A 26,911-nucleotide genomic window follows, 5' to 3' on the forward strand; every position below is an offset into this window, starting at 1 on the left:
TAACCTGGCCAGAAGGAGGCAATATCAATATGATGCACGGCGACAGCAGGGTGATGGTGGTGGTGTGTTTGGAGACAGCCAGTTTACCAGCACCCTGTCTGTCAACTTCCACTTCCCCAAGATCCCGCGAAGAACCAATTTTAAGGGGGGTGACCGCCCAATGCCATCGTTAATGTGATTCTCGAATGGTTCCCTTTCATGGCGTGTCCCGGGCGGCAGCCCCGTCCCCTGTCGTCATGAGGCCGGTGAGGGCGGGATCCGCCAGCTCCGCCACCGTCTGCCAGAAGGGGGCGACGAGGGGATTGTCGTTGCCCGGCGGGCGAATGAGCCCGATGATCCAGCTCGCGTCGGCCTCCTCGAGGGGCAGGGTCAGCACATCGGGATGCTCAATGGTGGTGGAGGAGGGGACCAGGGTCCAGGCGATGCCGGCCGCCGCGGTGGCGATGCCGGCGGCGAAGTCGTTGACGTACTGGATGTCCTGGAAGCGCAGCCCGCTCTGGGCCAGATAGTGCACGAACTGATCGTGAAACGAGGGGGCCTTGTCCCGGCGCAGGATGGCGAGCGGCTTCTCCTGAAGATCGGCGAGCCCTGCCACCCCCTGATAGCCTGCGGGCAGCACGGCGACGAAATGGGCGCGCACCACGGGCAGCACCGGCCAGCCCTTGGGGGCGGGCAGGCGGCAGAAGCCGAGATCCAGCCGCCCCTCCGCCAGCGCCAGCAACTGGTGATGGGTGGAGAGATCGTTGAGCTCGATGGCGACCCCGGGGCGGCTGGCCCGAAAGCGGGCGATGGCGGCGGGCACCAGCAGCTTGGTGGCGACCCCGAAGCCGATGCGCAGAGTACCCGCGTGGCCCGCCAGCACGTCGCGGGCGCTGCGGGCGAGCTGTTCGCTCTGGGCCACCAGGGTGCAGGCGTCGGCGTAGAGGGCGCGCCCGAGCACCGTCAGCCGGGTGCTGCCGGCGTTGCGCTCGAACAGCTCGCCGCCAAGGTCCGCCTCCAGCCGGCGGATCTGCTTGCTCAGGGCCGACTGGGTGACGTGCTGGCGCGCCGCCGCCTGACCAAAGTGCAATACCTCCCCCAGGGTGACGAAGGCTTTCAGGTCTCTTAACTCCATGGTGTCTCGCTTGATTCCAGATAGGAATGATAGGTGGCCATATTTGTCATTGGACGGAATTCTAGAAGTGTTGGATGCTGGAGCCAACTCATTTCGGGCCCCTGTACGGGGCCGACGTATCACGGGATGGCCCCCGCCATCCGCGCAGAAGGAGCAACACCAGATGCATCATCACAAGTTCAATGACTTCCCGAACGGTTTCCTCTGGGGCGCCGCGTCCGCTGCCTATCAGGTGGAAGGGGCCTGGAACGAGGAGGGCAAGGGCCCCTCGGTATGGGACAGCTTTACCAAGTTGCCGGGCAAGACCTTTGAAGGGAGCAACGGAGACGTGGCGGTGGATCACTACCACAGGGTGGAAGAGGACGTGGCGCTGATGGCCGAGATGGGGCTCAAGGCCTATCGCTTCTCGGTGAGCTGGCCGCGCATCTACCCGACGGGGCGTGGCGAGGTGAACGAGGCGGGGCTCGCCTTCTACGACAGGCTCATCGACGCCCTGCTGGCCCACGGCATCGAGCCGGTGCTGACCCTCTATCACTGGGATCTCCCCCAGGCCCTGCAGGATGAGTACGGCGGCTGGGAAGACAGGCGGATCATCGACGACTTCGAGCGCTATTGCGTGACCCTCTATCAGCGCTTCGCCGGCAAGGTGAAATACTGGGTGTCGCTCAACGAGCAGAACTACAACCTGACCAACGCCTACCAGCTGGGCACCCATCCTCCCGCGGTGCAGGACAGGAAGCGTTTCTTCGCCGCCAACCACATCTCGTTTCTCGCCAATGCCCGGGTCATCAAGGCGTTTCGCCAGCACGTGCCAAACGGCCTGATCGGGCCGAGCTTTGCGTACTCCCCCGCCTATCCGGCCTCCTGCGCCCCGAGCGACATGCTGGCGTTCGAGAATGCCGAGGAGTTCACCAACCTCTGGTGGCTGGATGCCTACTGCTTCGGCCGTTACCCCCAGGCGGCGCTCGCCTATCTGCGGGAGACCGGCGAGGCGCCGGAGATCCTGCCGGGCGATCTCGAGCTCTTGCGCGAAGGCACCCCCGACTACATCGGGGTCAACTACTACTACACCCTGACCTTCACCGACAACCCCCTCGGCGGCCAGACGATGCAGCGCATCAACACCACGGGCAAGAAGGGCACTACGCCCTCCAGCGGCATTCCCGGCCTCTACAAGACGGCCCCCAATCCGCACCTTGAGACCAGCAACTGGGACTGGGCCATCGATCCCACCGGGATGCGCATCGCTCTGCGCCGGCTCTCCTCCCGCTACGCCCTGCCGCTGATGATCACCGAGAACGGCCTGGGGGAGTTCGACAAGCTGGAAGCCGGGGACAAGGTGAACGACGACTACCGTATCGCCTATCTGCACAGCCACCTCAAGGCGTGCCAGGAGGCGATGCAGGACGGGGTCGAGCTGATTGGATATTGCGCCTGGTCCTTCACCGACATCCTGAGCTGGCTCAACGGCTACCAGAAGCGATACGGCTTTGTCTACGTGGACAGGGACGAGCAGGGAGGGTCTCTTCGTCGCATCAAGAAAGAGAGCTTCCACTGGTACAGCCAGGTCATTGCAAGCGGTGGCAAGACCCTGTAACGGGCCCGGTGCGCCGCACCTCGTCTGCCCAATGCCGGAAGGCCCCCTCATCGGAGGGGGCCTTCCTTGTTTGTGCAGCAGGCAACCATGACCGCCTAGATAAACATGCCGCCCGAGGCTTCGATGCGCTGGGCGGTGATCCAGCGGCAGTCATCGGAGAGCAGGGCGGCGATGGCACCACCGATGTCGTCGGGCTGACCCACCCGGCCAAGGGCGGTCTGGCTCGCGAGAAAGTCGTTGACTCCCTTGTTGTCGCGCACCACGCCGCCGCCAAAATCGGTCTCGATGGCGCCGGGGGCCAGCACGTTGACCGCGATGCCCCTGGGGCCCAGCTCCTTGGCCAGATACTGGGTGAGCACCTCGACGCCCCCCTTCATGGCGGCGTAGGCGGCATAACCCGGCATGGCGAAGCGGGTGAGGCCGGTGGAGAGGTTGAGGATGCGACCGCCGTCTGCCAGGAGGGGCAGGAGCGCCTGGGTCAGGAAGAAGGTCCCCTTGAGGTGGATGTTGAGCAGGGTGTCGAACTGCTGCTCCGTGGTCTGCTCGAAGCTGGCATGAATGCCGATCCCGGCGTTGTTGACCAGGAAGTTGAAATGGGTGCGCTGCCACTCCCGTGCGAGCAGTTGCGTCACCTCCTCTGCAAAGGCCGCGAAGGTGGCGCTCTCGCCCACGTCCAGTGTAAGGGCATGGGCCCGAACGCCGAGGGCGCGGGCCTGGGCCACCACCGCCTCCGCCTCTGCGGCCTGGCTGCGGTAGGTGATGATGAGGTCGACGCCTTTGGCGGCGAGGGCCAGGGCCCCGTGCTTGCCAAGGCCGCGGCTGGCCCCGGTGATGAGGGCGATGGGTCTGGTCATGGTATGACTCCTGTCAGGGTGGCGGACACAGGCTCGATACGAGCCGACCGGATCACTGTATTGTTCCTTTTAAACTGGATAAATAGCGTGATAATAGAATCACTGTTCCGTTTATCGAGACAATCAGGTCATGGATCAACTGGATGCGATGAGAGCCTTCGTGCGGGTTGCCGAGCTGGAGAGTTTTACCCGCTGCGCCGAGCAGACGGGCATCCCCAAGGCGACCCTCTCTGCCGCCATCCGCCGGCTGGAGGAGCGCATGGGGACCCGGCTCCTGCTGCGTACCACGCGGCGGGTGCAGCTCACCACGGACGGCCAGCTCTGCTATGCCAGATGCCGGGAGCTTTTGGCGGACATGGAGGAGTTTGACGGCCTGTTTCGCCAGGGGGGGCAGATCTCGGGACAACTGCGGGTCGACATGCCAAGCCGGATGGCCCGCTACCTGGTGATCCCGGCCCTGCCGGACTTTCTGGCGCAGCATCCCGCCCTGCAACTGATGCTGAGCAGCACGGACAGGCGGGTGGATCTGGTGCGCGAGGGGTTTGACTGCGTGGTGCGGGTCGGGGCGCTTGAGCCCTCCAGCCTGGTGGCCAGGCCCCTTGGTCACTATCGCCAGATCAACTGTGCCAGCGCAGACTACCTGGCTCGCCACGGGGTGCCCCGTACCCTTGGGGATCTGGCGGGCCACCGGCTGGTGCACTATGGTCCCGGGTTTGGTGCCGGGCAGGGGCGCAGCGAACCCGACTTTGAATACCTGGCGGAAGATGGCCGCCGCGCCCTGCTGCCCATGGCGGGGGCCCTCATGGTCAATGACAGCGAGACCTACCTGGCGGCGGCGCTGGCGGGGCTCGGCATCATCCAGATGCCGCGGGTGGGGGTCGAATCCCTGCTCGCGGGGGGCGAGCTGGTGAGCATCCTGCCCCAGTGGCAGCCGCCGCCGCTCCCCATCCACGCCCTCTATGCCCATCACCGCCAACTGGCCCCCAGGGTCCAGCTCTTCATCCACTGGCTGGCGGGGTTGCTCGCCGCCCATCTCGGGGGCACCTCAGAGGCGGCTGCGCCTTGAGCGAAATTCCCTCGGCGAGAGGGCAAACGCCTCCCGAAAGAAGCGGGTAAAGCTGCTCTGGCGGGCAAAACCCAGGCGCTCCCCCACGGTCTGCAGGGGGAGGGCGGGATCCTGCAACAGGCGGCAGGCCTCCTCCCGGCGCACCCGCTCCAGCAGGCCCGAGAAGTGGCACCCTTCCTCCCGCAGATGGCGGTTGAGGGTCCAGCGGGTCAGCTTGAGGTGCTCGCACACCCCATCGAGCAGAGAGGAGGCCTCGGCGCTCTCTTGCCACAGTTGCTGGCGGATGAGTGTCATCACCCTGTCCCGGTAGCGGCTGCTTGGGCGAAGCTGGGCCATCTGCCGGTCGAGCTCCCCCAGCAGCAGGGGTTGCAGGGGCAGGTTGCACTGCCCGTGGGCGAGATCGAGCAAGGCGGCTGGAAAGCGCAGCTCGAAGGCCGCCCCCTGTTGCAACCGCCCCTCCAGCCAGCCTGCCAGCTCACGCCACAGCCTGGGGCGTACCGGGGTGGGCAGCACCAGCAGCCCATGGCCCGGGTGGTAGAACTGGAGCAGGGCATAGAGGTGGCAGAGGTTGGCCAGGCTGCTCAGGGCGATGACGTCCGGGTGATCGGACTCCGAGTGGTAGCTGATCCTGGCCTGCCCCTCTTCTTCTTGCAGGCGGATCTCGTCGCTCTCGCCGATAAGGGGGCGGTAGGCGAGGAAGAAGTGCAGGGCCTGGCGAAGGGTGGCGGCGTTGCAGCACAGGCTCGCCAGCGACATGAAGTCGGCAAAGAGGCCGGGGAGGGCGGGGGGCGTCCAGTCGAGGGCCAGATCCACGTGGGGGGCTGCCCCGGCCAGCAGCCGGAAGTGGCGCCCGGTGTCGAGCCGCCCCTGGGGGATCAGCAGCTCTTCGTGAGCGATGCCGCAGGGGTGCAGGAGGGCAGCAGGATCCCGCCCGCGGGCCTGCCAGTGGTTGAGGCAGTGCAGGGCAATCCGGTTGGAGACGGTCTTCACGGCAAAAATCCTTGTCAGCGGTGGCCCACCATCATCGGCCAACGGCGGCGGATTGCCGTGAGCCAGCGCCGCTTTCATGTTTCAGATTTGTAACCAAGGGTAACCCTGCAACCCTTTTCACACTTTTCAATCCTGCTCCCAACCGGCAACTTCTTGCACCCGACGGGCAAGTGAGAGGGGCCGCTTTTGCATAGAGTGGCGACTCCTACACACACAAGGAAGATAACAACAATGAAACACCACTCGCTCTCCCGAACCCGTGTCGCCCTCGCCATCGGGGCCCTGCTGCTGGCAGGGTGCAACGACAACGACTCCACCCCCAAGCCCGATCAGCCCGTTCTGGGCCACCGCACCGTCACCCTCATCGAGCAGGACGGCCTGCAATTCAAGGATCTCGATGGCAGCGGCACTCTGACCCCCTACGAGGACTGGCGCCTCGGCGCCGCCGAGCGAGCCCGGGATCTGGTGGGCAGGCTCACCCTGGCCCAGAAGGCAGGGCTGATGATGCACGGCACCCTGGTGCTGGACGGGGCGGGGCGGGTGAACCTCGCGGCCATGGACAAGATGCTGCGCGAGGACGGGGTCAACACCTTCATCACCCGCATGGCCGGTGATCCGGCGGCCATCGCCGCAGACAACAACACCCTGCAGGCCCTGCTGGAAGGGGTGGGATTCGGCATCCCCATGACGGTGAGCACGGATCCCCGCAACCACTTCACCCATGATCCCAACGCCACCAGCATCGGTGCCGGGGCCTTCTCCCAGTGGCCCGAGACCCTGGGGCTGGCCGCCATCGGCGATGCTGCCCTGGTGCAGCGCTTTGGCGACATCGCCCGTCAGGAGTACCGTGCCGTCGGCATCCACGAGGCCCTCTCGCCCCAGGCGGATCTCGCGACCGAGCCGCGCTGGGGCCGCATCAACGGCACCTTCGGGGAAGACAACCTGCTCGCCAAGTCCCTGGTCAAGGCCTACATCGAGGGCTTCCAGCAGGGGAGCGAGGGGATAGGCAAGGAGAGCGTGGTCACCGTGGTCAAGCACTTCGCCGGGGCCGGTCCCCAGAAGGACGGGCTGGATGCCCACAACCCCTGGGGCAAGGAGCAGATCTACCCCGGCGGCCAGTTTGCCTACCACCTGGTGCCCTTCGAGGGTGCCTTCGAGGCCAGGGTGGCCGCCGTGATGCCCTATTACGCCATGCCCCTGGGCCTGACCCAGGATGGGCAGCCCGTCGAGGAGGTGGGGTTTGGTTTCAACCGCCAGATCATCACGGATCTGTTGCGGGGCCACTTCAAGTTTGACGGCGTGGTGCTGAGCGACTGGGGCATCGTCAATGACTGTGACAGCCGCTGCGAGCAGGGGCTGACCCAGGATGAAGTCAATGCCGGGGTGAGCCCCTGGACCGTGCCCTTTGGCATGTCCTGGGGCGTGGAGAAGCTCACCAAGGCCGAGCGTTATGCCAAGGCCATAGACGCCGGGGTGGATCAGTTCGGTGGCGTGGAAGATCCGACTCCCCTGCTGGCGGCGGTGCAGAGCGGTCTGGTGACCGAGGCGGCCATCACCACCTCGGCCGAGCGGATCTTGGAACAGAAGTTCGCCCTCGGGCTCTTTGAGAATCCCTATGTGGATGCCGAGGCCGCGGTGGCCCTGGTGGGCAAGGTCGAGTTCCAGCAGGAGGCCCAGGCCGCCCAGGCGGCGTCTCACGTGCTGCTGAAGAACGAGGGGACCCTGCTGCCGCTGAAGGCGGACGGCAAGCGGGTCTATCTGCACAATGTCAACGCCGAGGTGGCCAGGGCCAACGGCTATACGGTGGTGACGAACCTGGCCGACGCGGAGCTTGCCATCGTGCGGGTCAACGCCCCGGGCGAGCAGGATCCCCGCTTCCCGTTTGGCAGCATCCACTTCGGTCAGCTCGGTTTTGCCAGCAATGATCAGGTGGTGCAGGAGACGGCCCATGAAGGGGTCTACCGCGGCGCGGATGACTATGCCGCCATCCAGGCCATCGAGCAGGCCGGGGTGCCTCTGGTGCTCTCCGTCTATCTGGACAGGCCCGCCATCCTGACCGAGGTCGCCCCGGCGGCCCGGGTGCTGCTCGCCAACTTCGGCGCCCTGGATCAGGCCCTGTTCGATGTCATGAGCGGCACCCAGAAGGCACGCGGCAAGCTCCCCTTCGAGCTGCCCTCGAGCTGGCAGGCGGTGCTGGCCCAGTCCCCGGACGTGGCCAAGGACTCACAAAGCCCGCTCTATCCCTACGGGGCCGGTCTGGCCTATTGACGGACAGGGATGTTCTGTCTCTCATCAAGGCGCCTTCGGGCGCCTTTTCCATTGCCCCCATCGACAATCCCGGTTTGGCGCAAGGGGTTGGCTTGGGCATAATGGCGCCCCGGCAACGGGTGCGGTGGCCAGCGCGGCAGGCACCCGGTCACAGTGCACAGGAGATGAGATGAAATTTATCGGAGCCCACGTCAGTGCGGCGGGCGGGGTGGAAAACACCATCGCCCGGGCCAAAGCCATCGGGGCCAACGCCTTCGCCCTGTTTACCAAGAACCAGCGCCAGTGGCAGGCGGCGCCCCTCTCCGAGGCCAGCATTCGCGCCTTCAAGGCCGCCTGCGAGAAGGAGGGCTTTCGCCCCGAGCAGATCCTGCCCCACGACAGCTACCTCATCAACCTGGGTCATCCCGACCCCGATGCCCTCGCCAAGTCCCGGGATGCGTTCCTGGACGAGATGAAGCGCTGCGAGCAACTGGGGCTGTGCTACCTGAACTTCCACCCGGGCAGCCATCTCAAGCAGATCCCCGAGGCGGTGAGCCTCAAGCTCGTGAGCGAGTCCATCAACTGGGCGCTGGAGCGCAGCGAAGGGGTGACGGCGGTGATCGAGAATACCGCAGGCCAGGGCACCAACCTCGGCTGGTCGTTCGAGCATCTGGCCACCCTCATCGACGGAGTAGAGGACAAGAGTCGGGTCGGCGTCTGCTTTGACACCTGCCACGCCTTCGCCGCCGGTTACGATCTGCGTACCCCCGAGGGGTGCGAGGCGGTGTTTGCCGACTTCGACCGCATCGTGGGGTTCCAGTACCTCAAGGGGATGCATATCAACGGCGCCAAGTGTACCTTCGGTAGTCGGGTCGACCGTCACCACAGCCTGCGGGAGGGCAACCTCGGCGAGGCGGTGTTCCACCACATCATGAACGACGACCGTTTCGACGGCATCCCGCTTATCCTCGAGACCATCGACGAGTCCATCTGGGGCGAGGAGATAAGCTGGCTGCGCAGCCTGGCCGGGAGCCCGCGCCCGGCGTGATGCCGGGGTCCACCATTGGGTAGCAAGGAGAGACGATGCACGACGAGACAAGGGCACCCCTGCGCTTTGGCATTGCCGGGGCGGGGGCCATCGCCCGGCGTTTTTGCCGCGATGTGAACGGGCACGCCAGGGGAGCCGAGGTGGTGGCCATCGCAGCTCGGGACCAGGGACGGGCGGACGAGTTCGCCCGGGATCTGGGGCTGCCCCACGCCTATGGCAGCTATGAGGCCCTGGCCGCCAGCCCCGAGGTGGAGGCCGTCTATGTGGCGGTCATCCACCCGGAGCACGCGGGCCTGGTGAGGCAGATGCTGCTGGCGGGCAAGCACGTACTGGTGGAAAAACCGGCGGTGACCCGGGTGGCGGATTGGGACGCACTGGTGGCGCTCGCCCACGCACGCGGCCTGCTGCTGCTCGAGGCCATGAAGGTGATGTGCTTTCCCGCCATGCGCGCCCTGTTGCAGCGCCTGCCCCTGCTGCCGCCGCCGCGCGAGCTGCGGGCGGCGTTCGGTTCGACCCAGCCCAGGGTGGGCAAGCTGTTCGATCCGGCGCTGGATGGCGGCGCTGCCTGGGACGTGGGGGTCTATCCCCTCTGGCTCCATGCCGCCCTCTGCCATCGGCTGGGGCTGGGCTGCCCCGCCCCCGAGGTGACGCTGACGCGGGCTCCGGGGGAGGTGGATCTCGCCGCCAGCTTCACGTTCGATGAGCCGTTTCGGGCCGAACTCGGGGCCTCCATCATCGAGGATCTCGAGCGGGAAGCGTCCTTGTCCGGGGAGGGGTGGCGCCTGGTCATCGAGGGCAAGTGGTGGAATCCCCAGCACATTCGCTGGCAAGGGGGGCCTGCTCCCGTCATCTGGCCGGCGGACATCTATCTGCCGGTGGAGGGGGGCGGCATGCAGCACGAGGCGGATCACTTCGCCGATTGCCTGCGCCACCGGCTGCTGGACTCCCCCTGGGTGCCCCAGGCCGTGACCCGGCAGGTGCTCGGCTGGATTGAAGGGGGACTCGCCGGCTGAGGCCGGGGAAGGGCTGAGGGCCGAGGGGAGCATCGGCTGAACGACAAGGGCGCCAATGGCGCCCTTGTCGTATCCGAAGGGCTTCTCAAGCCAGGGTCTGGGCGCGGCAGAAGGCCAGGAAGCGGCGCAGGGCGGCGGAGTGGAACTTCTGCTTGTGCCAGACGAGGGAGAGCTGGCGGGGGAAGCGGCGACTCGGGGTGAGGGCAACCAGGCGCCCCTGTGCCAGCCGATCCGCCACCGCGAGGCGGGAGATGAAGGAGATGCCGAGCCCCTTCTCCACCGCCAGCATCACCGCCTCCAGGGTATTGAGCTCTATCCCCGCCTGCCAGCGGGGCAGGTGGGGCTGGAGCTGCTGCTCGAACTGCTCGCGGCTGCCGGATTGCGCCTCGCGCAGCACCCAGGTTTCCCCGGCAAGCCGGCGCAGGGGCAGCTCGAGCTGATCCGCCAGGGGGTGACCGGGGGCGGCGATGATGAGCATCTCGTCCTCCAGCCAGGGTTCGCTCACCAGGTCCGGGTGGTGGTTCTCCCCCTCGATGAGGGCGAGATCCAGTTCGAAGTGGGCGAGGGCATGGCACAGGAGGTGGGTGTTGGCGATGGTGACCCTGGGGGCGACCCCCAGCTCCTGGGCCCCCTCCGCCAGCAGGGCGGGCAGCAGGTAGTTGCCGATGGTCTGGCTGGCCCCGAGGTGCAGCTGGCCGCTCGGCTCGGCATCGGGGCTGAAGAGCTGCTCTATCTCCTGCATCCGGGTCAGCAGCTCCTCGGCGGCCGGTTGCAGCAGGCGCCCCTCGCTGTTGAGCTGAAGCCTCGGGTGCACCCGATCGAACAGGGGCGTGGCGAGCTGGCGCTCCAGCTCCTGCAGCGACTGGGAGACGGCCCCCTTGCTCAGGCAGAGTTCATTGGCGGCGCCCCCCAGGTTGCCGTGGCGGGCGATGGTGGCAAACACCTTGAGTTGTTGCAGGGTGAGCTTCATATCGTTTGATTTTCCTAAACGCTAAGTTCAATTCATTTAGATATCGTAAACGATAGACCCCCTTTATCCTATGCCCATCGTCATCATCAAGAGGGTATCCGCCATGATCGCAAGAACCCGCCGCTCCCTGGCCGCCGCCCCGACCCCCATGGCCGGTCTGGCTCTGGGGATCGCCAGCCTCGGCTGGTGCTGGGAAAATGCCGGTCAGTTCGATGGCCGTCTACAACTGCTGGGGGCCGCCATCGCCGCCGTGCTGCTCCTCGTCCTGACCTTCAAGTTTCTGACCCACCCGCGCCTGCTGTGGCAGGATCTCGCCCATCCCGTGGTGGGCAGCGTGGTGCCCACCTACGCCATGGGGACCATGGTGGTCTCCAAGGCGGTCGGCCTGCTCGCCCCGACCCTGGGGCAGGGGCTCTGGCTGTTTGCGGTCATCGTCCACCTCGTCTTCCTCGCCACCTTCGTCTGGCACAGGGCCAGAGCGTTTGAAATCCATCACATGGTGCCGAGCTGGTTCGTGCCGCCGGTGGGGATCATCGTGGCTGACGTGGCCTACCCGGGCGGTCCCTTCGCATCCCTGGCCACCGGCCTGCTCTGGTTCGGCATGGCCTGTTACGGCCTGATGCTGCCGCTGATGCTCTATCGCCTCATCTTCAGCCACGAGGTGCCGGATGCCGCCAAGCCCACCATCGCCATCCTGGCCGCCCCGGCGAGCCTGTCGCTGGCCGGCTACCTCACCGTGAGCCAGGACCCCTCCCTGCTGCTGGTGGCGGTGCTGCTCGGGATCGCCGTGCTGATGACCGGCATCATCTACCTGGCCTTCATCAAGCTGCTGCGCCTGCCGTTCTCGCCGGGTTACGCCGCTTTCACCTTCCCCCTGGTGATCGGGGCCACCGCCCTGTTCAAGGTGAGTCACCTGCTGTCGCAGTGGCCACAGGCGGCCCGTTATGCCGAGCAGCTCCATCAGCTGGCCTATCTGGAGCTGGGGGTGGCCACCCTGGTGGTGGGTTACGTGGCCCTGCGTTACCTGATGTTCTTCCTGCCGGTCGTGCAGGATGACCTGCCGGGGCAGCCTGCACGCCGCTAGGCACAAGGTTTTCATCCCCCCTCGTCATCGACCCCGCCCGTGCGGGGTCTGCCGTTCGTGATGCAGTGACGCAGAGGGGAATCAAATGAAGCAGATTAATTTTGTCAATCCGTGAAGTGGCTTAAATAGTTGCCCATACAGGCGACATTCAGTTGGCGTTAACTGGTAATACCTGTCACGATACGCGCCACTTTATCTTCCCATTGTTTTGTCGTGCCCCATGTCCTCATCTGATCCCGTGTTTGACGCCCGATTCCAGCCTCGTCTGCTGCACCCCCGTTACTGGTTGAGCTGGCTCGCCCTCGGCGCCATCGGTGTGCTCGCCTTCGTGCCCCCGCGCTGGCGGGATCGCCTGGCCGATGCTCTGACGCCCCTGGTATGCGCCATCTCGAAGAAGCAGATCTACATCGCCAGGACCAACCTCGCCATCTGCTTCAAGGAGAAGAGCGAGGCCGAGCGGGAGGCCATCCTGATGACCTCCATCCGGGTCGGCCTCAAGAGCCTGCTGGGCTTTGGCGAGTTCACCTGGCGCAGCCCCGCCCACGTGATGGGGCGGATCCAGGTCAGCGGCTGGGAACATATCGAGGCGGAGCAGGCCGCTGGCCGACCGGTGATCCTGGTGGTGCCCCACAGCTGGCCCATCGATGCGGCGGGCTACTACTTCGCCCAGCGGGGCCTGCCCATGTGCACCATGATGAAGAGCGCCCGCAACCCGGTGTTCGACTGGCACATCAACGGCGAGCGGGCCCGGCACGGCTGCCGCGTCTATGAGCGCAGCGCCGGCATCAAGCCGGTGATCAAGGCGGTGAAATCCGGTCTGAGCTTCTTCTATCTGCCGGATCAGGATCACGGCCGGGAGGCGAGCCTGTTTGCCCCCTTCTTCAACCACCCCAAGGCGACGTTGCCGGCCCTGCCACGGCTGGTGAAGCTGACCGGTGCCCGGGCCCTGCCGGTGCTGGCCTGCTATGACGAGCAGGCGCACGGCTACCGGCTGGAGGTCGAGGCTCCCTACGCCGACTACCCGAGCGCGGATCTGATGGCGGATACCTGCCGCATGAACGACAGCGTGGAGCGCCAGCTCTGCCGCCACCCGGGCCAGTACATGTGGTTCCTCAAGATCTTCGACACCCGTGAGGATCAGGTGGGGCCGGATGGCCTCTACGAAGAGGGGATCCGGCGCATCCGCCGGGGCCTTGCTCCTCATCCCTGAGCCTTGCGCTCACCCGGTGCAAAAATGTGGCCCCAAGCGGGCCACTTTTTATTTCTAACTTGTCTGATCAGTGACTTGGCGCGGTGGCGCTGTGCAGGGCAGGGTAGAAAAAGTTGTCAGGATCACTAAAATGACGGTCTGTTTTGATGATTCGATGGCGACCATGTCCGCACAAGATCCGGTGTTTGATACCTCTTTTCATCCGCGCCTGCTGCACCCCCGTCTATGGGGCAGCTGGCTGGCCGTCGCCCTGCTCTCCCTGCTGGCCTGGGTGCCGGCAAGGGCACGAGACAAGCTGGCCGACTACCTGGCCCCCCTGCTGCTGCGCGTCTCCACGAAGCAGGCTTACATCGCCGACACCAACCTCAAGATCTGCTTCCCCCATCTCGACGAGGCGGGCCGTCAGGCCCTGCTGCTGAAATCCATCCGGGTGGGGCTCAAGACCTTCCTGGGCTTTGGCGAGCTGACCTGGCGCAGCCCCGACTTCCTCAAGGGGCGCGTCAAGGTGAGCGGCTGGGAGCACGTGGAAGCGGAGCGGGCAGCCGGTCGCCCCATGATCTTCGTGGTGCCCCACACCTGGGCGGTGGACATGATTGGCCGCTACTTCCCCCTCCAGGGGATCAAGATGTGCACCATGATGAAAAGCCCCAAGGATGCGGTGTTCGACTGGTATATCAACCGCGAGCGCAGCAAGGGCGGGCGTATCTACGAGCGCAGCGTCGGCATCAAGCCCGCCATCAAGGCCCTGCGCAGCGGCGACAGCTTCTTCTATCTGCCGGATCAGGATCACGGCCGGGAGGCGAGCCTCTTCGTGCCCTTCTTCAACCACCCCAAGGCGACCCTGCCGGCCCTGCCCAAGCTGGTGAAGCTGACCGGTGCCCGCGCCGTGCCCATTCTGGCCTGCTACGACGAGGATCAGGGGGGCTACCGGCTGGAGATCGAGGCGCCGTTCGACCCTTATCCCACCGCGGATCTGGTGGCGGACGTCAACCAGATGAACCGCATGGTGGAGCAGCAGCTTGGCCGCTTCCCCGAGCAGTACATGTGGTTTCTCAAGATCTTCGAAACCCAGGAGCACGATCAGGGCGAGGACGGTCTCTACGAGGCGGGGATCCGCCGCATCCGCCAGGGGCTGCCACCGGAACCTTGATCGACACGGCCCCCTTGCGGGCCGTTTCTGACAGGGGTGGCAGGCCACCAGCAAACAGGTGCAAACAAGGTGCAAATAGGGTAAAAGGGCGGTCATGAAAATTCCAAATCGAATCCAACCTCTGGTTGATGACGGCCTGGTGGACGATGTCATCAGCCGGCTGATGAGCGGCAAAGAGGCCGACGTCTATGTGGTGCGCTGCGGCGACGAGATCCGCTGCGCCAAGGTCTACAAAGAGGCGTCAAAGCGCAGCTTCAAGCAGGCCGTGGTCTATCAGGAAGGGCGGCGGGTACGCAGCAGCCGCGATGCCCGCGCCATGGAGAAGGGCTCCAAGTACGGTCGCAAGCAGCACGAAGAGGTGTGGCAGAACACCGAGGTGGATGCCCTGTTCAAGCTGGCGGCGGCCGGGGTGCGGGTGCCCAGGCCCTATGTCTGCCTCGATGGCGTGCTGCTGATGGAGCTCATCACCGACGCCGACGGCAACGTCGCTCCCCGTCTCAACGACGTGGCCCTGACCCGTGAGCAGGCTCTGGTGGATCATGGCAAGGTGATCCGCTACGTGGTGCGCATGCTCTGCGCCGGGCTCATTCACGGGGATCTCTCGGAGTTCAACGTGCTGGTGGACGAAGAGGGGCCCGTCATCATCGACCTGCCCCAGGTGGTGGATGCCGCCGCCAACAACCAGGCCAGGGCCATGCTGGAGCGGGATGTCGACAACATGCGCAACTACTACGGCATGTATGCCCCCGAGCTGCTCAAGACCCGGTATGCCCGGGAGATGTGGTCCTTGTTCGAGGATGGCAAGCTGGGCCCCGAGACCGAGCTCACCGGCCTGTTCGAAGAGAGCCGGGAGGCCATCGATCTGGATGGCGTGCTGCACGAGATAGAGAGTGCCCAGGAGGAGGCCATGGCCCGCCGGGCCAGGTTGCAGGCGGAGCAGGAAGAGGGGTCCTGACGGGCCTTCATTCCAATCAACAAGAGCGCCATGGGCGCTCTTTTGTTTTGGACCCTGGCTCAGAGCCCGGTCAGGGGCGGCGCCTTGAGACGGGGCCCCTGGTAACCCGTCACCTCGCCAAAGCGCGGATGACCGCTCTCCCAGTCGGCGGCGGCGGTGCGAATGGCCTCCTTGTCGACGCTCACGAAGTTCCACCAGATCTGCAGCGGTTTGGGCAGGGGCTCGCCGCCGATGAGCAGCAGCCGGGCGCCCGGGCGCAGGGTCAGCACCACCTCCCGGTTGCCGGGGGGCAGGTAGAGGAGCTGCTCCGGGGCCAGGACCTCCCCTGCGACGATGGTCTCCCCCGCAAGGGGAAAGAGGCCGTGCTCGAAGGCGGGATCCAGGGGGAGGGTGATCTCGCCTCCCTCGGGGGCGTGCAGATCCAGCCCCAGAATGGGGGAGAAGTGCAGGGTGGGGGCGCGCTGGCTGCCGTGCTCGCCGATGAGCAGGGTGAGGGTGATCTCCCCTTGCTGCCAGCGGGGGAGCGTCGGGTAGTGATCGAAGCGGGGCGGGGTATGCTGATCCGCCTCGGGCAGGGCTATCCAGAGCTGGGCGGCGTGCAGATCGGGCTGGTTCGGGACCGACTCCTCCGTGTGGGCGATGCCCCGTCCTGCGGTCATCAGGTTCACCTGGCCTGGACGGATCACCTGCTTGCTGCCCAGGCTGTCCCGGTGGAGGATCTCCCCCTCCAGCATCCAGGTGAAGGTCTGCAGGGCGATGTGGGGGTGGGGCCCCACATCCATGCCGGGTGCGCCGGGGGCAAAGCGGGTCGGGCCGATATGATCGAGAAAACACCAGGGCCCGATGGTGCGCCGCTCCTTGACCGGGATGGCGCGAGCCACCGGGATGCCGCCCACATCGGTGAGGCGGGAGGCAATGCGTTGCCACTGTTGTGTCATGGGGTGCTCCTTGTCGAGGAAAAGGTTGGCGCACGCGCGCGCAGGTTGCAGCGTCTGCAGGGGGAAGAACATGCCGTCTCGCCCGGTGCCGGTGAGTGATGCCGAGGTTACTATGCCCCAATCCGGCGCCGGATGGCAAAGACGGGGCACAGCGCCTGCCCTGAAGGCCCAGCCCGGCAATTGCAGCCGGGTACTGTATGAACGTACAATAGTCCCATCCCACTCTTGAGCCCGACCACCTGCATGACCGACATCCAGCCCCTCCCTCCCGTGACCCCGCCGCTCGACGGCTTCATCCTGACCCGCCATGGTCGGGATGTGCAGGGGCGTACCGAGATCGTGATGTGGCTCTGGAGCGCACAGGGACCGGTACGGGTGGTGGTGCCGGGGCAGGAGCCGGTCTTCTTCCTGCCGGAACGCCACCTGGAGGAGGCGGCAGAGCTTTTCAAGGGGGCCGGGGTGAGGGGGCGTTTTCGCCGCCTCCCCATGCACACCTTCGAGGGGAGCCGGGTGGTGGGCTGCTACTTTGCTACCCTGAGCGCCTTTCACCGCGCTATCGAGCTGCTGCTCATCCGTGGTTTGGAGCACTTCGAGGCGGATATCCGCCTGCCCGAGCGCTTTCTCATGGAGCGCTTCATCACCGCCGGGATGCGCTTTGACGGCAAGGCGAGGCGCAAGGGGGGCAGGCAGGGTTACTGGGAGGTAAACGAGGCGCGCTGTGCGCCGCAGGCGGTGACGCCGACCCTCTCCTGGGTCTCCCTGGACGTGGAGTGCGCCATGGATGGCACCCTCTTCTCGGTGGGGCTTCATAGCGAAGAGGACGCGCGGGTCATCATGATTGGTGCCCCAGAGCCGGACTCGCAGGACTGGGAGACCCCCGTCGAGTGGGTGGCGGACGAGCCCGCCCTGCTCGGTGCCCTGGAGGGCTGGTTCAGCCTGCACGATCCCGATCTCGTCATCGGCTGGAACGTGGTGAATTTCGACTTTCGCCTGCTGCTGCGCCGCGCCGAACTCCACAAGCTGCGGTTGCGGCTCGGGCGCGGGCGGGAGCTCTGCTTCTGGCGCTCGTCCCGAAACGACCCCCAGAGCGGCAACGTCATCATCCCGGGGCGCATGGTGCTGGACGGCATCGATACCCTCAAGAGCGCCACCTGGCAGTTCCCGAGCTACAGCCTGGATGCGGTGGCGAGCGAGCTGCTCGGGCGGGGCAAGGACATCGAGGACGTGGCCAACCGGGGGGAGAAGATCACCGAGCTGTTCCACTCCGACAAGGAGGCGCTGGCCCGCTACAACCTGGAAGATTGCAGGCTGGTGTGGGAGATCTTCGATTTCTGCCACCTCATCCCCTTCGCCATCGAGCGCGCCTCCCTCACCGGTCTCGAGCTCGACCGGGTGGGCGGGTCGGTGGCGGCGTTCACCAACCTCTATCTGCCACGGCTGCACCGCAGTGGCTACGTGGCGCCCAACCTGCCGGCAGACGGCGGGCTCGCAAGCCCCGGCGGCTATGTGATGGACTCCAAGCCGGGGCTCTATCGCCACGTGCTGGTGCTCGACTTCAAGAGCCTCTACCCCAGCATCATCCGCACCTTCTGCATCGACCCCATGGGGCTGGTGGAGGGGCTCAAACACCCGGATAACGCCATTCCAGGCTTTCGCGGCGCCCTGTTCTCCCGAACCCGTCACTTCCTGCCGGATCTCATCGCCACCCTGTGGGCGGCGCGGGATCGGGCCAAGGCCGCCAGTAACAAGGCCCTCTCCCAGGCCATCAAGATCATCATGAACTCCTTCTACGGGGTGCTGGGGTCGGGGGGCTGCCGCTTCTACGACCCGAGGCTCGCCTCCTCCATCACCTTGCGGGGCCACGGCATCATGCAGCAGACCCGGGAGTGGATAGAGGCAGAAGGGTTCGAGGTGATTTATGGGGATACCGATTCCACCTTCGTGCACCTGGGGAGCGATATCCGTCTCGAACAGGCGGACGAGATTGGCCAGCGACTGGCGAAGATGATCAACGACAACTGGGCCGCGCTGATCAGGCGGGAGTTCGACCTGCCGAGCCATCTGGAGATCCAGTACGAGACCCACTACCGCCGTTTCCTGATGCCCACCATTCGCGGGCTGGAGAAGGGGAGCAAGAAACGCTATGCGGGGCTGGTGGGCGAAGGGGAAGGGGAGCACCTGGTGTTCAAGGGGCTGGAGACGGTGCGCACCGACTGGACACCCCTTGCCAAGGCATTCCAGACCCGGCTCTACGAAATGGTGTTCCACGACCAGGATCCCAGCAGCTATGTGCGCACCATGGTGGACGAGACCCGGGCCGGCCGTCACGACGATCTGCTCATCTACCGCAAGCGGCTGCGCCAGAAACTCGAGGAGTATCAGAAGAACGTGCCGCCCCATGTGCGGGCGGCGCGCCTGGCGGACGAGGAGAACCTGCGCCGCGGCCTGCCCCAGCGCTATCAGCACAGGGGCACCATCGCCTACCTGATGACCCTGAACGGCCCCGAGCCTTTGGAGTACCGGCGCAGCGCCGTCGACTACGAGCACTACATTGACAAGCAGCTCAGGCCCATCGCCGACGCCATCCTTCCCTTCGTGGGGGAGTCGTTCGAGCGGATCTGCGGCCAGCAGCTCGATCTCTTCTGACGAAGCGAGGTAAACGCGGCGGCCATGGCACGACAATGGCGGCCCGTGGGCCAGAGGGGACAGGAGGCAGATGACGGGGGAGAGCGGATGTCAGAGCCGACCAATGCAAAAAGCCCGCTATCAAGCGCAATGCTGTTCAGATAAGCACATTTTTGACTAATTATTCATAAATGCGACTTGAGTTGGGGGAGCAAGGCTGTTTCCAGTCGATGTTCCTTCAGCCTTTATCCAGCGTGGCTTGCAATAGAAAGAGGGAGGCATCATGCCTCCCTCATTTTTTAGCCCTGATACTACGTGGACTGGAACTCAAATTCTCTTAAGTGAACAGCATTGCGCTATCAAGCGGGCTTTTCAAATCTGGTGCGTCCTAGTGGATTCGAACCACCGACCCCCACCATGTCAAGGTGATGCTCTAACCAGCTGAGCTAAGGACGCAGGGTGCGCAAGGCGACTTTGTGTGTCATTGCAGGGGAGTGGTGGGTTTAATTGGATTCGAACCAACGACCCCTACCATGTCAAGACGATTCACCTAAGTGTACCAATAACATCAAAATCATAGTAAATCAATATAAAACCCAATAAATCAATAGGATGAGCTCGGGCTTCGGCTCGGGCTATGCGAGTTTATGTGGCCTTTTTATTGGATTCATGAACAATATTGGCACAAGATAGGCACAAATACGATGTTTCCAAAGTGACCACCACCTCGGCTGAGGAGAGCTTCATATGGGGCGTTCTGAGTTTGCACAGTACTGCGAGCGATTGCGGGAGAGAGGGCAGTTCGAGTTAGTACCGTTATCAACATTAATACTGGATCGTGTATGCGAGAAGGTGCTCGCTCGTGGAGCTATTGTCGCGGCGTTAAGGGGGCGGTCTTTACCCTGCACTGCAGAGGATCATGGCATGGCTGTTCTCGATAGCATACAGAGTCCAATTATGGGATACCGTCCAAAAGGGAGTGAAAAGGTTGCTGTGGTCGCCGGCATTTTCACGTATCACCGGCTGCTACAGCAACAAGCAACCAGTAAACCAATAGCAGCGGTGCAGATATTTTTGTTGGATAAAGCACCCAAACCGGATTTGCGTGAATTGCTTCTGCTGCATGAACTCAGTAGGTCTCTGCTGCGGGAATGCTTTACTCACTCCACCGCGACAATTGCAGATTATCTCCACGCCTGGTTTGACTGCAGAGCTGAGTCCAGCCTGTTTGGATCGGATAAGTGGCAGCAACTGTTTCCGCAATTGCGTACTAAGGCCGATCTGTGCGGATGGTTAGAGATCAGTAGCAAAACATTTATCCCGACCAGGCAGGGTGATAAGTGATGTCAGGCTGGGAGCTGTTATCAGACTTGGTCCAGCATTTTAGCCGGTACGCTAGTCAGAACGGTTTTGAACTTGAGGAGTTTGAAATCGAAGAAGTACTGCTCCCTTGGCTGGAAAGGATACAGACTCCTGCCAATATGCGTGGGCTGGGTCGTGTACTACGGGCGTTGAATGATTTTTCACAGGACACCACCGCAAGAATTTGGCTCGAGCGAGTCTTTGAATTGCCTTCTTGGTTTTTACCCGGTTTGGGTTTTCAGATCTCGCTCGCGGATCCCAAGCAAGTTCCGCTCTTTATGGATCATAAAATGGGTAGTGGTTGGTGTGAATTCGCCCCCTTCTATGCTTGGTTATTTCGTCTTGCTCAATACAGTAAAGACACCAAAGCTAGGTCCGTGCAGCTCATTTTCATTGAGCATTACTATAAGACATTGGTTGAACTGACCGATCCCGCATTCAGCACAAACAGCCAAACACGAGAGCAGCAGGTTTGTGCCGCTGGCCGTTTGGTTTTTGATGCTAGGAACCAAGATTTTCAAGGATTAGTGGCACATTTAACCTTGGATGATCTCTCGTGTATCAAGAGGCTTGCGTTGCGGATAGAAAGTTACTGCAAAGATGAAAACAATAAAATTGAACAAAAAAACAGCAATTATATGCGAAGTCTGGTGCATTTTTTTCTTGGTGACTGGGGGGGAGGTCGAAGGGGTAACCGGATCCATCGCTATAACAAAATGATAGCCAGACGTTTCAATCGTACTCAGAAGTCCGTTGTTCAAGGATGTGACGGCGCTTTGCAAGAACTGCTGCCGAGTCTGCTAGACGTGCTGGATCCAGAGGGTGTTGAGACGGATGATTTTTTTCCGCTGCAGACATTTATAGAAGTCGAAGGTCAGTTTACTGAAGAGCGGGATACAAAGGAGATCCCAGATATTGAGAGGGTGTTTGACCGGGCGCTGAATCGGAAGAAAAATATCGATGTCACCAATAAAGTGCGTCGAGGGCAGAATGTCTGTCTGCAAAATACAGAGCTGCTTAAAGCTGGTGACCTGGCACGTTTCATCCGATTTCTACAGAGTAGCCAGCATGCCACCACGTTAGCATTTTGGGCCATGTTGCTGTTGGGTAAACCCCTTGGGGAGTTGGCTCAACTGTATGTATTTGATGATTTGCATGATGTGACATCTGGTCTCTACCTGGATCCAGAAGGAAATGGTTGGTGGAGCTTCCCTGTTTCCTATTCCGCAAAACGCGGGCTAGATGATCAAAGGCGTGGTCTGATAGTCACAGCTGATCATGTGTTCACTGCCTGTCCACGATTCTTCATCTCGTTGCTGTCTGGGCACTACAATGGGGGGCTTGCCCCCTTATTGCCGGATACCTTGACAGCCGAACTGCTGGCAAAGCGTTTAAAGAAATATTCTGATCATCTGCAACGTGGAAGCAGGATCAGCCTCGATAAAATTTCTTCCTTCTTAGACCGCTTTTGTTTCGCTATGGGCACGGTCGACCCGGTTGTGCTCGACTTCAGCTATCAGCTTGCGCTGAGTCGCACTCGTGTATCTAGGAGTTATGCCTGTCTCGAGGATGAGCAGCGAGTTGGAACGCTGCACAGGTTATGGCTGGAGATCTCTCAATACATACGGGCAGCAGATCCGACAATTGATTGTCCAACTCTCTTTGAGGTGCGGTATTGGCATGAGCCAATGGTGGTTGGATCAACATTTACTCCCTCCCAGGACACATGTAGAGCATTGGTTCGGCATCTTCTTGGATGGGTGGATCAGTCTCAGCCGTTCTTGACGTTTCCGCTTGAGGACATCATCCGTTATCACAATGCATATGTGGCCTATACAACATATTTGTTGATGTTTTCGACTGGCTATCGGGCTGTATATAACCCGCTGCCATCCTTGTCGTTGCATTTACAGGCGTATCGTTTGTTAGGGATCAGTGACAAGGACGACAGCGACTTTACTCATGCCCGTTTGGTCTGCATGCCGGAATTGTTGGAAAAACAACTGTGCTTCTATGCTGCCCACCTAGCCGCACTTGCCGAGCTACTGCGTTGCATCGAGCCGGCCTTAGCTAACACTATTGACCAGCTACTCAAGGCGGATGAGGTGTTATTGGCGTTAGGGCTTTCTGACTCCTCTGTGTGGTATCAGTCTGTTCGCAACTCTCGGCGTGAACTGGGGCCCTTATTTCATTTCAAGCAGGTCAATCGACAATGGCATGCGGTGAATCTATTTCCCAAAGCGCTGACGAGCTTTCTTCCTGAGGAACTGAGGCTGCCTTCTAATGCGGGTCGCCATTGGATGAAGAGCCAGTTGATCAAGCGGCAGGTGGAGCCAGAGTTGATCGATTGGCAGATGGGGCATTGGATGACCGGGCAGACACCTTTGGGATACTACTCGGCATTAAGTCATGTAGAGGCCAGCCGTTATCTGGCTCCTATTTTGGATGAGATGTTATCGGAGGTCGGATGGCAAGCCATACCATCGTCGATTTCCTGACGGATCTGTATGAGAGTGAACAGCGTGATGAGTTATGCTTTCTTATTGCGCAACAACTGGATAAGTCGCCACTTGCAGAACGGGTAACAGAAGAATTTAGCTATGTCCTAAAGAGCTTGTTCAAGACGATACAGTTCAATCAATCGACAACTCATTTTGAGCCTGGTTTTTTAAAACGCGTAGTGGCTAAGTTCAGAACGGATCCAGAGGTCCAAACGCTTGAGCTGCAGATCCTCGATGCTATTTTGGTGCATGGGCAAAAGATGTGTGGTTTCACATCGGCAAAGGTCCCTGCGATCATCCGGATCCGTCGTGATAAGCCTATCTTACGACCTGACACCCTGCTTCTGGGAAATGCTGCCGCCAAATTATGTGACATCTTGCAGAGAGAAGTGAATCGGCCTAGCTCGCTTCCCTCAAATGACCATCTCCGTGGCAGATTGCTGCTTTATCTCTTTTTCCTTGCCAGAGTCGAGACCTTGGAGCAGGCAATACACGTTCTGGCTGCTGCTCCCCCATTGCTCTACGCCGAAGGGCTGGTTTATCTTGAGTTTGAGTACAAGGGGCAGCTGTGTCGCTATGTTCTTCCTGATCCTGCGGCTCTTCTCTGGATGCAATGGCTACGCGCTCAGCCTAGGGGGGCGGTATCGGGTGCCAGGCCCGCAATCTTCTACGTCAACCTTTATCTATCGGGACTGTCTGATTGGCGCCATGACGCCATCGGTGTATCTAAACTGCGTTTACTTCGTAAGATCGACTATACGCTTCGCTATAGCCCTATTGCCTACGGGCTCTACACAGGATATCTGCCAAGCCAACTGCTCAACCCGGAAACCTTTGTTCGGCTAGTTACGGACAGGTGTGTGCCCAGTGGTGGCGTTATAGAGTCAGTCAACCAAGATCTTCTGACAGTCCGAGAGAAACGAGCCTGGAAATGCCGACTGCACCAAGAGCGCTACAGTACAGTGACAGCGCAATTGAGCGAGCTGAAGCGGATAATGAGTGTGCTTCGTCCGCCTCCCGGCAAGTCTGCTAATGCTCCGTTGGCAATTAGTCGCAGTTCGCTGGTAAATGGCTTTACCGATTGGTTGGAGCAACACGCTACGAGTGATGCCCCTTACCTTTGGTTTTTAGTTGCGTGGGCTCGTTCTCTATTTAAGCATGGCGGGCGGGTAAAGCGGTCACTCAAACCTGGGACCATTGTCGATTATGTATCCACCATCGGTGCGGCATTTCTGGGGAATTTTAACGGCTATCGCTTAAGTGAACTCGATGGGGTTGACTGGGTGGAGCTACTCAATCGAACCAGTGACGAGGTGAAGTCGCCATCCAGAAAAGGGTTTGTGCTCTATTTCGCCACCTTTTTACGAGACGCCGAGTTGGTTCCTGAGCTTCCTGTCGCCGAGTTGGATATTGCGGTCAGTCACGGTGAGGTAGATGCCAACCTCATGTCTGTATCGCATGCTGAGGCCATCCTGGGATGGTTGAATGAGCAGCAGGATCTTGTCGCTCGGGATGCTCATCTTCTGTTTTGCTTGTGTTTTTTTAGCGGCTTACGACGTAGTGAGGCGGCGTTCCTACAACTGGCTGATCTTGATTTCCTAGCGATGGAGCCTTCTCACAATACCTATGACTACATTGACCTTCACATTCGTCGTAATCAAAAACGGGGTCTAAAGTCTACGGCAGCAAACCGGGTGCTTCCTCTAGATGCGTTGTGGCCAGCGCCCCATCTATCTAAACTCCGGGCTCGGGTTCAATATCTGCGGGCGAGGGGGGATTCCCCTACTGCGCCAGTGTTTGAGTCACTCGATAGAACAGAACAGGCCTATCGGCTCATTACAGATTTGATGCACCAGTACACAGGTGATCGAACACTCAGGGTGCATCATTTACGGCACAGCTTTGCGAATTGGACATGGTTTCGACTCAACAGCGACCTTTTACAGGTCGGTAGACGTCAACTGGGGATGTTTCAGGGGGAGTTTTTCTCAGACGCTGCGCTGCAGCACCTCTACCGGCGGTTAGGGTTCCGGGGATATAGCCGAAAGGGGCAGTATGTGCTTTGTCATCTACTGGGGCACGAGGAGCCGACGACAACGATAGGTAGCTATCTTCATCTGAAGGATATTGCTGGCTATCTTGCTTTGGGGGCTCGAGAGTTATCCCCTAAAAAATTGCTGAACCATACATTGGGCCGCAGTAGTCTTGTCGTCCGAAAGGACGTGGGGGAAAACCTCGCGGAGCGACTCACATATGAAAACCGAGAAATAGAGCGGCTGGTTGCACCTGTGAGTCCGCCTGTTCTCGCGAATTCCAGCCTAGCGTCCGTTAAAACACTTCAACACTGTTTTGAGGTTTCCAGTTGTTGCCGGCAGCTACAGGTTTTGGACTGGGCTGCCATCTTGATGGCTTGTCAGGTGAGCTCAGCAGAACAGGTTGCCTATCAAGAGGGGGTCTCGCCTGCGATGGTAAGGGCGTTGCTTGATCATGCAGCCATAGTGCAGAAGCATTGTCCACGGCAGGGCAAACGTCTCCCCCTTATCCCTGCGTTATCGCCTTGGATCCATCGGTTGGTAGAGCGTGAGAGGCGCCAGGGTGAACAGAGGCAAGCTCCCCAAGCGATTGAAGAGCAACAGCTAAGCAAGGTGAAGCGGGATTCCTACTCCTTACAGATCCTGAACTTTTTATTCAGACAGCTGCAAACAGGTTTGGATGACGGGTCATTGACTTGGCCGATGATCCAGGATGGTTGTCAGATCTTGAGGTATCTGGTCCCCGGAAAGGGGTATTTGATCCGTAGTCCAAGTAGTAGGCGTGTCATACAGTTTTTGACCCTATGTAGAGCTCTGGGTTTTAAGGCGCGTCATATTCAGTTGACGCTTCAGTTACCCGGTGCAGATGTCATGCAAAAAACGGATATCTTGGGGCAATGGAATGGCTTGCTACAATGCGCTGGTCTTGCTGGTGTGCCGATAGAGGAGGGAAAGCAGCAAGACTGGCCATATTTGCCCAAGCATGATGGTTTAGGGGTCATGGAAGTGCGTCTGCTCAATAGTAAGCTGGGGGGGCGGGGACGCAGACAACGGGCATTTTTGTCGATGATGCAGCTCATGCTCATTCTGTCTGCAACCTTGAAGCCTCTGTAATCACTGGCCTGCAAGAATCAGTACTGCCCCGGGGAGCTGGCGGATCATGTCGGGAGTCTCCTGAGCATGCGGTTCCCATGCTTGATGAAACGAAAATGTGCCGGTTTATCCTCAAACAGCATGTGCGAACGGGCCGATTGGCATGAGTTGTGGTCAGCATTCCTCAATATGCCCTCAATGGCATATTGTTCGCTCCGATGCTTGGAATATGGAGCCAACATGCTTGATAGCATACGGTGACAATCCCAATCCTCACGCGCCAATTCCTCCATGGGGGCGGCAAGCAACGCAAAATTCAAGCATTCGTGTGCACCTGTTTGGTAGCTATGGATCCCAGCTTCTGTTTGGCTATAGATCTTGCCCAGGTCATGGAACAAGCCAGCAACAAGTGCCAGCTGACACTCCTTGGTCGGATGATGCAAGCGCAATGCATTGCTATATGCCAATTCAGCCACCTCGAGACTGTGGACCAACAGACCGTGAGGGAAGGCATGATGATCCTGGTAACTGGCCGGCATGGTAATGAAGGCGTTAAATTGCTCGGGGTGTGTCGACCAGTAGGAGACAAACCGATGCAGGCAAGGATCGGTGATAAAACCCAGTAACCCAACGAATCGGGTCAGTAGCGGCAAGCGGCCTTTGTTGAGTCGGCTGATAGCGTTGTAATACAGTTCATAGCTGATCATGGCAGGAACAGCTACCAGCGCATCAATAATGATGAGCCCTTGTTGGTTGGTCTCATAGCTGATTTCGACAAGCCCACTCTCGTAGGGATATCTAGATGCGGTATCGGCCGTCACAAGGGCCTGTATGGGCTCGTTGCCGTAAAGTAGCTCGCAGACCGTGATGGGCAAGTGCCCGCTGCGTTCTATCCTGGTTAGCCAGCAGAGTTGTTTCCGACATTCCGCACCTGATTTAGGAATAAATTTGCCGATAGCGCTCACCCAATACCTCCAAAATGATCTGCTGGTCTCCTGTTAGCTCCGTTACTTGTGGCGGAGCTTCTCCCAGTCGATATTCATGGATGCCACCAAAGCGCAA

General features: G+C 61.1%; 19 protein-coding genes and 1 tRNA gene. 13 read left to right on the top strand and 7 right to left on the bottom strand.

The genetic code is table 11. The features are described 5' to 3' along the window. Positions 1 to 196: 196 nt before the first annotated feature. On the bottom strand, positions 197 to 1,114 hold the full coding sequence (locus MUW49_RS11705) for a LysR family transcriptional regulator (protein WP_043156115.1): 918 nt from the start codon (positions 1,112 to 1,114) through the stop codon (positions 197 to 199). Between the two features lie 163 nt (positions 1,115 to 1,277). Between MUW49_RS11705 and MUW49_RS11710 the strand changes: the two genes are divergently transcribed. After that, positions 1,278 to 2,711: a glycoside hydrolase family 1 protein gene (locus MUW49_RS11710; protein WP_244812811.1), complete on the top strand. Its 1,434-nt coding sequence runs from the start codon at positions 1,278 to 1,280 to the stop codon at positions 2,709 to 2,711. A 95-nt stretch (positions 2,712 to 2,806) separates the two neighbouring features. On the opposite strand, the gene MUW49_RS11715 is transcribed toward MUW49_RS11710, so the two are convergent. Then, positions 2,807 to 3,565 (bottom strand): SDR family oxidoreductase, encoded by a 759-nt coding sequence (locus MUW49_RS11715; RefSeq protein ID WP_128297475.1) that lies wholly within the window; start codon positions 3,563 to 3,565, stop codon positions 2,807 to 2,809. Positions 3,566 to 3,695: 130 nt separating this feature from the next. On the opposite strand from MUW49_RS11715, the gene MUW49_RS11720 reads away from it, so the two are divergent. After that, on the top strand, positions 3,696 to 4,631 hold the full coding sequence (locus MUW49_RS11720; protein ID WP_244812812.1) for a LysR family transcriptional regulator: 936 nt from the start codon (positions 3,696 to 3,698) through the stop codon (positions 4,629 to 4,631). Here the strand turns inward: MUW49_RS11720 and MUW49_RS11725 are convergent. Further along, positions 4,611 to 5,621, bottom strand: a complete 1,011-nt coding sequence (locus tag MUW49_RS11725) for an AraC family transcriptional regulator (RefSeq protein WP_244812813.1) — start codon at positions 5,619 to 5,621, stop codon at positions 4,611 to 4,613. The two genes, MUW49_RS11720 and MUW49_RS11725, sit on opposite strands and share 21 nt — an antisense overlap. Before the next feature lie 231 nt (positions 5,622 to 5,852). Here MUW49_RS11725 and MUW49_RS11730 point away from each other — a divergent pair, with 231 nt between their 5' ends. The 3 genes from MUW49_RS11730 to MUW49_RS11740 all read left to right on the top strand — a co-directional run bounded on the left by MUW49_RS11730 (position 5,853) and on the right by MUW49_RS11740 (position 9,929). Then, positions 5,853 to 7,889: a glycoside hydrolase family 3 N-terminal domain-containing protein gene (locus MUW49_RS11730; protein WP_244812814.1), complete on the top strand. Its 2,037-nt coding sequence runs from the start codon at positions 5,853 to 5,855 to the stop codon at positions 7,887 to 7,889. A 169-nt stretch (positions 7,890 to 8,058) separates the two neighbouring features. After that, the gene (gene nfo / locus MUW49_RS11735; RefSeq protein ID WP_042880583.1) at positions 8,059 to 8,916 is read left to right on the top strand and encodes a deoxyribonuclease IV; all 858 of its coding nucleotides are present in this window, start codon (positions 8,059 to 8,061) and stop codon (positions 8,914 to 8,916) included. 35 nt (positions 8,917 to 8,951) lie between these two features. Further along, positions 8,952 to 9,929, top strand: coding sequence for a Gfo/Idh/MocA family oxidoreductase (locus MUW49_RS11740; protein WP_052816399.1), 978 nt, complete (start codon positions 8,952 to 8,954; stop codon positions 9,927 to 9,929). 85 nt (positions 9,930 to 10,014) lie between these two features. On the opposite strand, the gene MUW49_RS11745 is transcribed toward MUW49_RS11740, so the two are convergent. Then, positions 10,015 to 10,899 (bottom strand): LysR substrate-binding domain-containing protein, encoded by an 885-nt coding sequence (locus MUW49_RS11745; protein ID WP_201872781.1) that lies wholly within the window; start codon positions 10,897 to 10,899, stop codon positions 10,015 to 10,017. A 103-nt stretch (positions 10,900 to 11,002) separates the two neighbouring features. Between MUW49_RS11745 and MUW49_RS11750 the strand changes: the two genes are divergently transcribed. The 4 genes from MUW49_RS11750 (at position 11,003) to MUW49_RS11765 (ending at position 15,298) form a co-directional block, all read left to right on the top strand. After that, on the top strand, positions 11,003 to 11,983 hold the full coding sequence (locus MUW49_RS11750) for a TDT family transporter (protein WP_201956777.1): 981 nt from the start codon (positions 11,003 to 11,005) through the stop codon (positions 11,981 to 11,983). Positions 11,984 to 12,203: 220 nt separating this feature from the next. Next, positions 12,204 to 13,193 (top strand): lipid A biosynthesis (KDO)2-(lauroyl)-lipid IVA acyltransferase, encoded by a 990-nt coding sequence (locus MUW49_RS11755; RefSeq protein WP_244812815.1) that lies wholly within the window; start codon positions 12,204 to 12,206, stop codon positions 13,191 to 13,193. 154 nt (positions 13,194 to 13,347) lie between these two features. Continuing rightward, positions 13,348 to 14,343 carry a lipid A biosynthesis acyltransferase gene (locus tag MUW49_RS11760; protein ID WP_049636402.1) on the top strand — a complete coding sequence of 332 codons (996 nt, stop codon included), beginning with the start codon at positions 13,348 to 13,350 and terminating at the stop codon, positions 14,341 to 14,343. A 94-nt stretch (positions 14,344 to 14,437) separates the two neighbouring features. Then, entirely contained in the window at positions 14,438 to 15,298 is an 861-nt protein-coding gene (locus tag MUW49_RS11765; protein WP_039039088.1) for a PA4780 family RIO1-like protein kinase, read from the top strand. Between the two features lie 59 nt (positions 15,299 to 15,357). Here the strand turns inward: MUW49_RS11765 and MUW49_RS11770 are convergent, their stop codons facing one another. Further along, entirely contained in the window at positions 15,358 to 16,236 is an 879-nt protein-coding gene (locus tag MUW49_RS11770) for a pirin family protein (RefSeq protein ID WP_210557345.1), read from the bottom strand. A gap of 243 nt (positions 16,237 to 16,479) precedes the next feature. Between MUW49_RS11770 and MUW49_RS11775 the strand changes: the two genes are divergently transcribed. Beyond that, complete coding sequence (locus tag MUW49_RS11775; RefSeq protein WP_244812816.1) at positions 16,480 to 18,882, top strand: DNA polymerase II; 2,403 nt, start codon at positions 16,480 to 16,482, stop codon at positions 18,880 to 18,882. 358 nt (positions 18,883 to 19,240) lie between these two features. Here the strand turns inward: MUW49_RS11775 and MUW49_RS11780 are convergent. Continuing rightward, positions 19,241 to 19,317, bottom strand: a tRNA-Val gene (locus MUW49_RS11780). Positions 19,318 to 19,785: 468 nt separating this feature from the next. Between MUW49_RS11780 and MUW49_RS11785 the strand changes: the two genes are divergently transcribed. The 3 genes from MUW49_RS11785 to MUW49_RS11795 are packed head-to-tail and all read left to right on the top strand — an operon-like array spanning position 19,786 to position 25,870. Beyond that, the gene (locus MUW49_RS11785; RefSeq protein ID WP_053288480.1) at positions 19,786 to 20,205 is read left to right on the top strand and encodes a hypothetical protein; all 420 of its coding nucleotides are present in this window, start codon (positions 19,786 to 19,788) and stop codon (positions 20,203 to 20,205) included. Then, complete coding sequence (locus MUW49_RS11790) at positions 20,205 to 22,721, top strand: hypothetical protein (RefSeq protein WP_053288479.1); 2,517 nt, start codon at positions 20,205 to 20,207, stop codon at positions 22,719 to 22,721. Before MUW49_RS11785 ends, MUW49_RS11790 begins: the two co-directional genes overlap by 1 nt. Further along, on the top strand, positions 22,691 to 25,870 hold the full coding sequence (locus tag MUW49_RS11795; protein ID WP_053288478.1) for a site-specific integrase: 3,180 nt from the start codon (positions 22,691 to 22,693) through the stop codon (positions 25,868 to 25,870). The genes MUW49_RS11790 and MUW49_RS11795 overlap by 31 nt, the downstream gene beginning before the upstream one ends. A gap of 44 nt (positions 25,871 to 25,914) precedes the next feature. Here the strand turns inward: MUW49_RS11795 and MUW49_RS22070 are convergent, their stop codons facing one another. After that, a complete protein-coding gene (locus MUW49_RS22070) occupies positions 25,915 to 26,814 on the bottom strand; it encodes an HDIG domain-containing metalloprotein (protein ID WP_244812817.1) in 900 nt (299 codons plus the stop codon). Positions 26,815 to 26,911: the final 97 nt, after the last annotated feature.

This window comes from Aeromonas sp. LsrichE-8G, from assembly GCF_022869435.1.
Taxonomy (GTDB): Bacteria; Pseudomonadota; Gammaproteobacteria; order Enterobacterales; family Aeromonadaceae; genus Aeromonas; species Aeromonas caviae.

What these genes read in the sequence shown, in the direction of transcription:
- MUW49_RS11785 (WP_053288480.1), top strand. Translation starts at nt 19,786, where the DNA reads ATGGCTGTTCTCGATAGCATACAGAGTCCAATTATGGGATACCGTCCA.
- MUW49_RS11730 (WP_244812814.1), top strand. Translation starts at nt 5,853, where the DNA reads ATGAAACACCACTCGCTCTCCCGAACCCGTGTCGCCCTCGCCATCGGG.
- MUW49_RS11715 (WP_128297475.1), bottom strand. Translation starts at nt 3,565, where the DNA reads ATGACCAGACCCATCGCCCTCATCACCGGGGCCAGCCGCGGCCTTGGC.
- MUW49_RS11765 (WP_039039088.1), top strand. Translation starts at nt 14,438, where the DNA reads ATGAAAATTCCAAATCGAATCCAACCTCTGGTTGATGACGGCCTGGTG.
- MUW49_RS11745 (WP_201872781.1), bottom strand. Translation starts at nt 10,899, where the DNA reads ATGAAGCTCACCCTGCAACAACTCAAGGTGTTTGCCACCATCGCCCGC.
- MUW49_RS11795 (WP_053288478.1), top strand. Translation starts at nt 22,691, where the DNA reads ATGGCAAGCCATACCATCGTCGATTTCCTGACGGATCTGTATGAGAGT.
- MUW49_RS11760 (WP_049636402.1), top strand. Translation starts at nt 13,348, where the DNA reads ATGGCGACCATGTCCGCACAAGATCCGGTGTTTGATACCTCTTTTCAT.
- nfo (WP_042880583.1), top strand. Translation starts at nt 8,059, where the DNA reads ATGAAATTTATCGGAGCCCACGTCAGTGCGGCGGGCGGGGTGGAAAAC.
- MUW49_RS11740 (WP_052816399.1), top strand. Translation starts at nt 8,952, where the DNA reads ATGCACGACGAGACAAGGGCACCCCTGCGCTTTGGCATTGCCGGGGCG.
- MUW49_RS11770 (WP_210557345.1), bottom strand. Translation starts at nt 16,236, where the DNA reads ATGACACAACAGTGGCAACGCATTGCCTCCCGCCTCACCGATGTGGGC.
- MUW49_RS11775 (WP_244812816.1), top strand. Translation starts at nt 16,480, where the DNA reads ATGACCGACATCCAGCCCCTCCCTCCCGTGACCCCGCCGCTCGACGGC.
- MUW49_RS11755 (WP_244812815.1), top strand. Translation starts at nt 12,204, where the DNA reads ATGTCCTCATCTGATCCCGTGTTTGACGCCCGATTCCAGCCTCGTCTG.
- MUW49_RS11705 (WP_043156115.1), bottom strand. Translation starts at nt 1,114, where the DNA reads ATGGAGTTAAGAGACCTGAAAGCCTTCGTCACCCTGGGGGAGGTATTG.
- MUW49_RS11750 (WP_201956777.1), top strand. Translation starts at nt 11,003, where the DNA reads ATGATCGCAAGAACCCGCCGCTCCCTGGCCGCCGCCCCGACCCCCATG.
- MUW49_RS11710 (WP_244812811.1), top strand. Translation starts at nt 1,278, where the DNA reads ATGCATCATCACAAGTTCAATGACTTCCCGAACGGTTTCCTCTGGGGC.
- MUW49_RS11790 (WP_053288479.1), top strand. Translation starts at nt 20,205, where the DNA reads ATGTCAGGCTGGGAGCTGTTATCAGACTTGGTCCAGCATTTTAGCCGG.
- MUW49_RS11720 (WP_244812812.1), top strand. Translation starts at nt 3,696, where the DNA reads ATGGATCAACTGGATGCGATGAGAGCCTTCGTGCGGGTTGCCGAGCTG.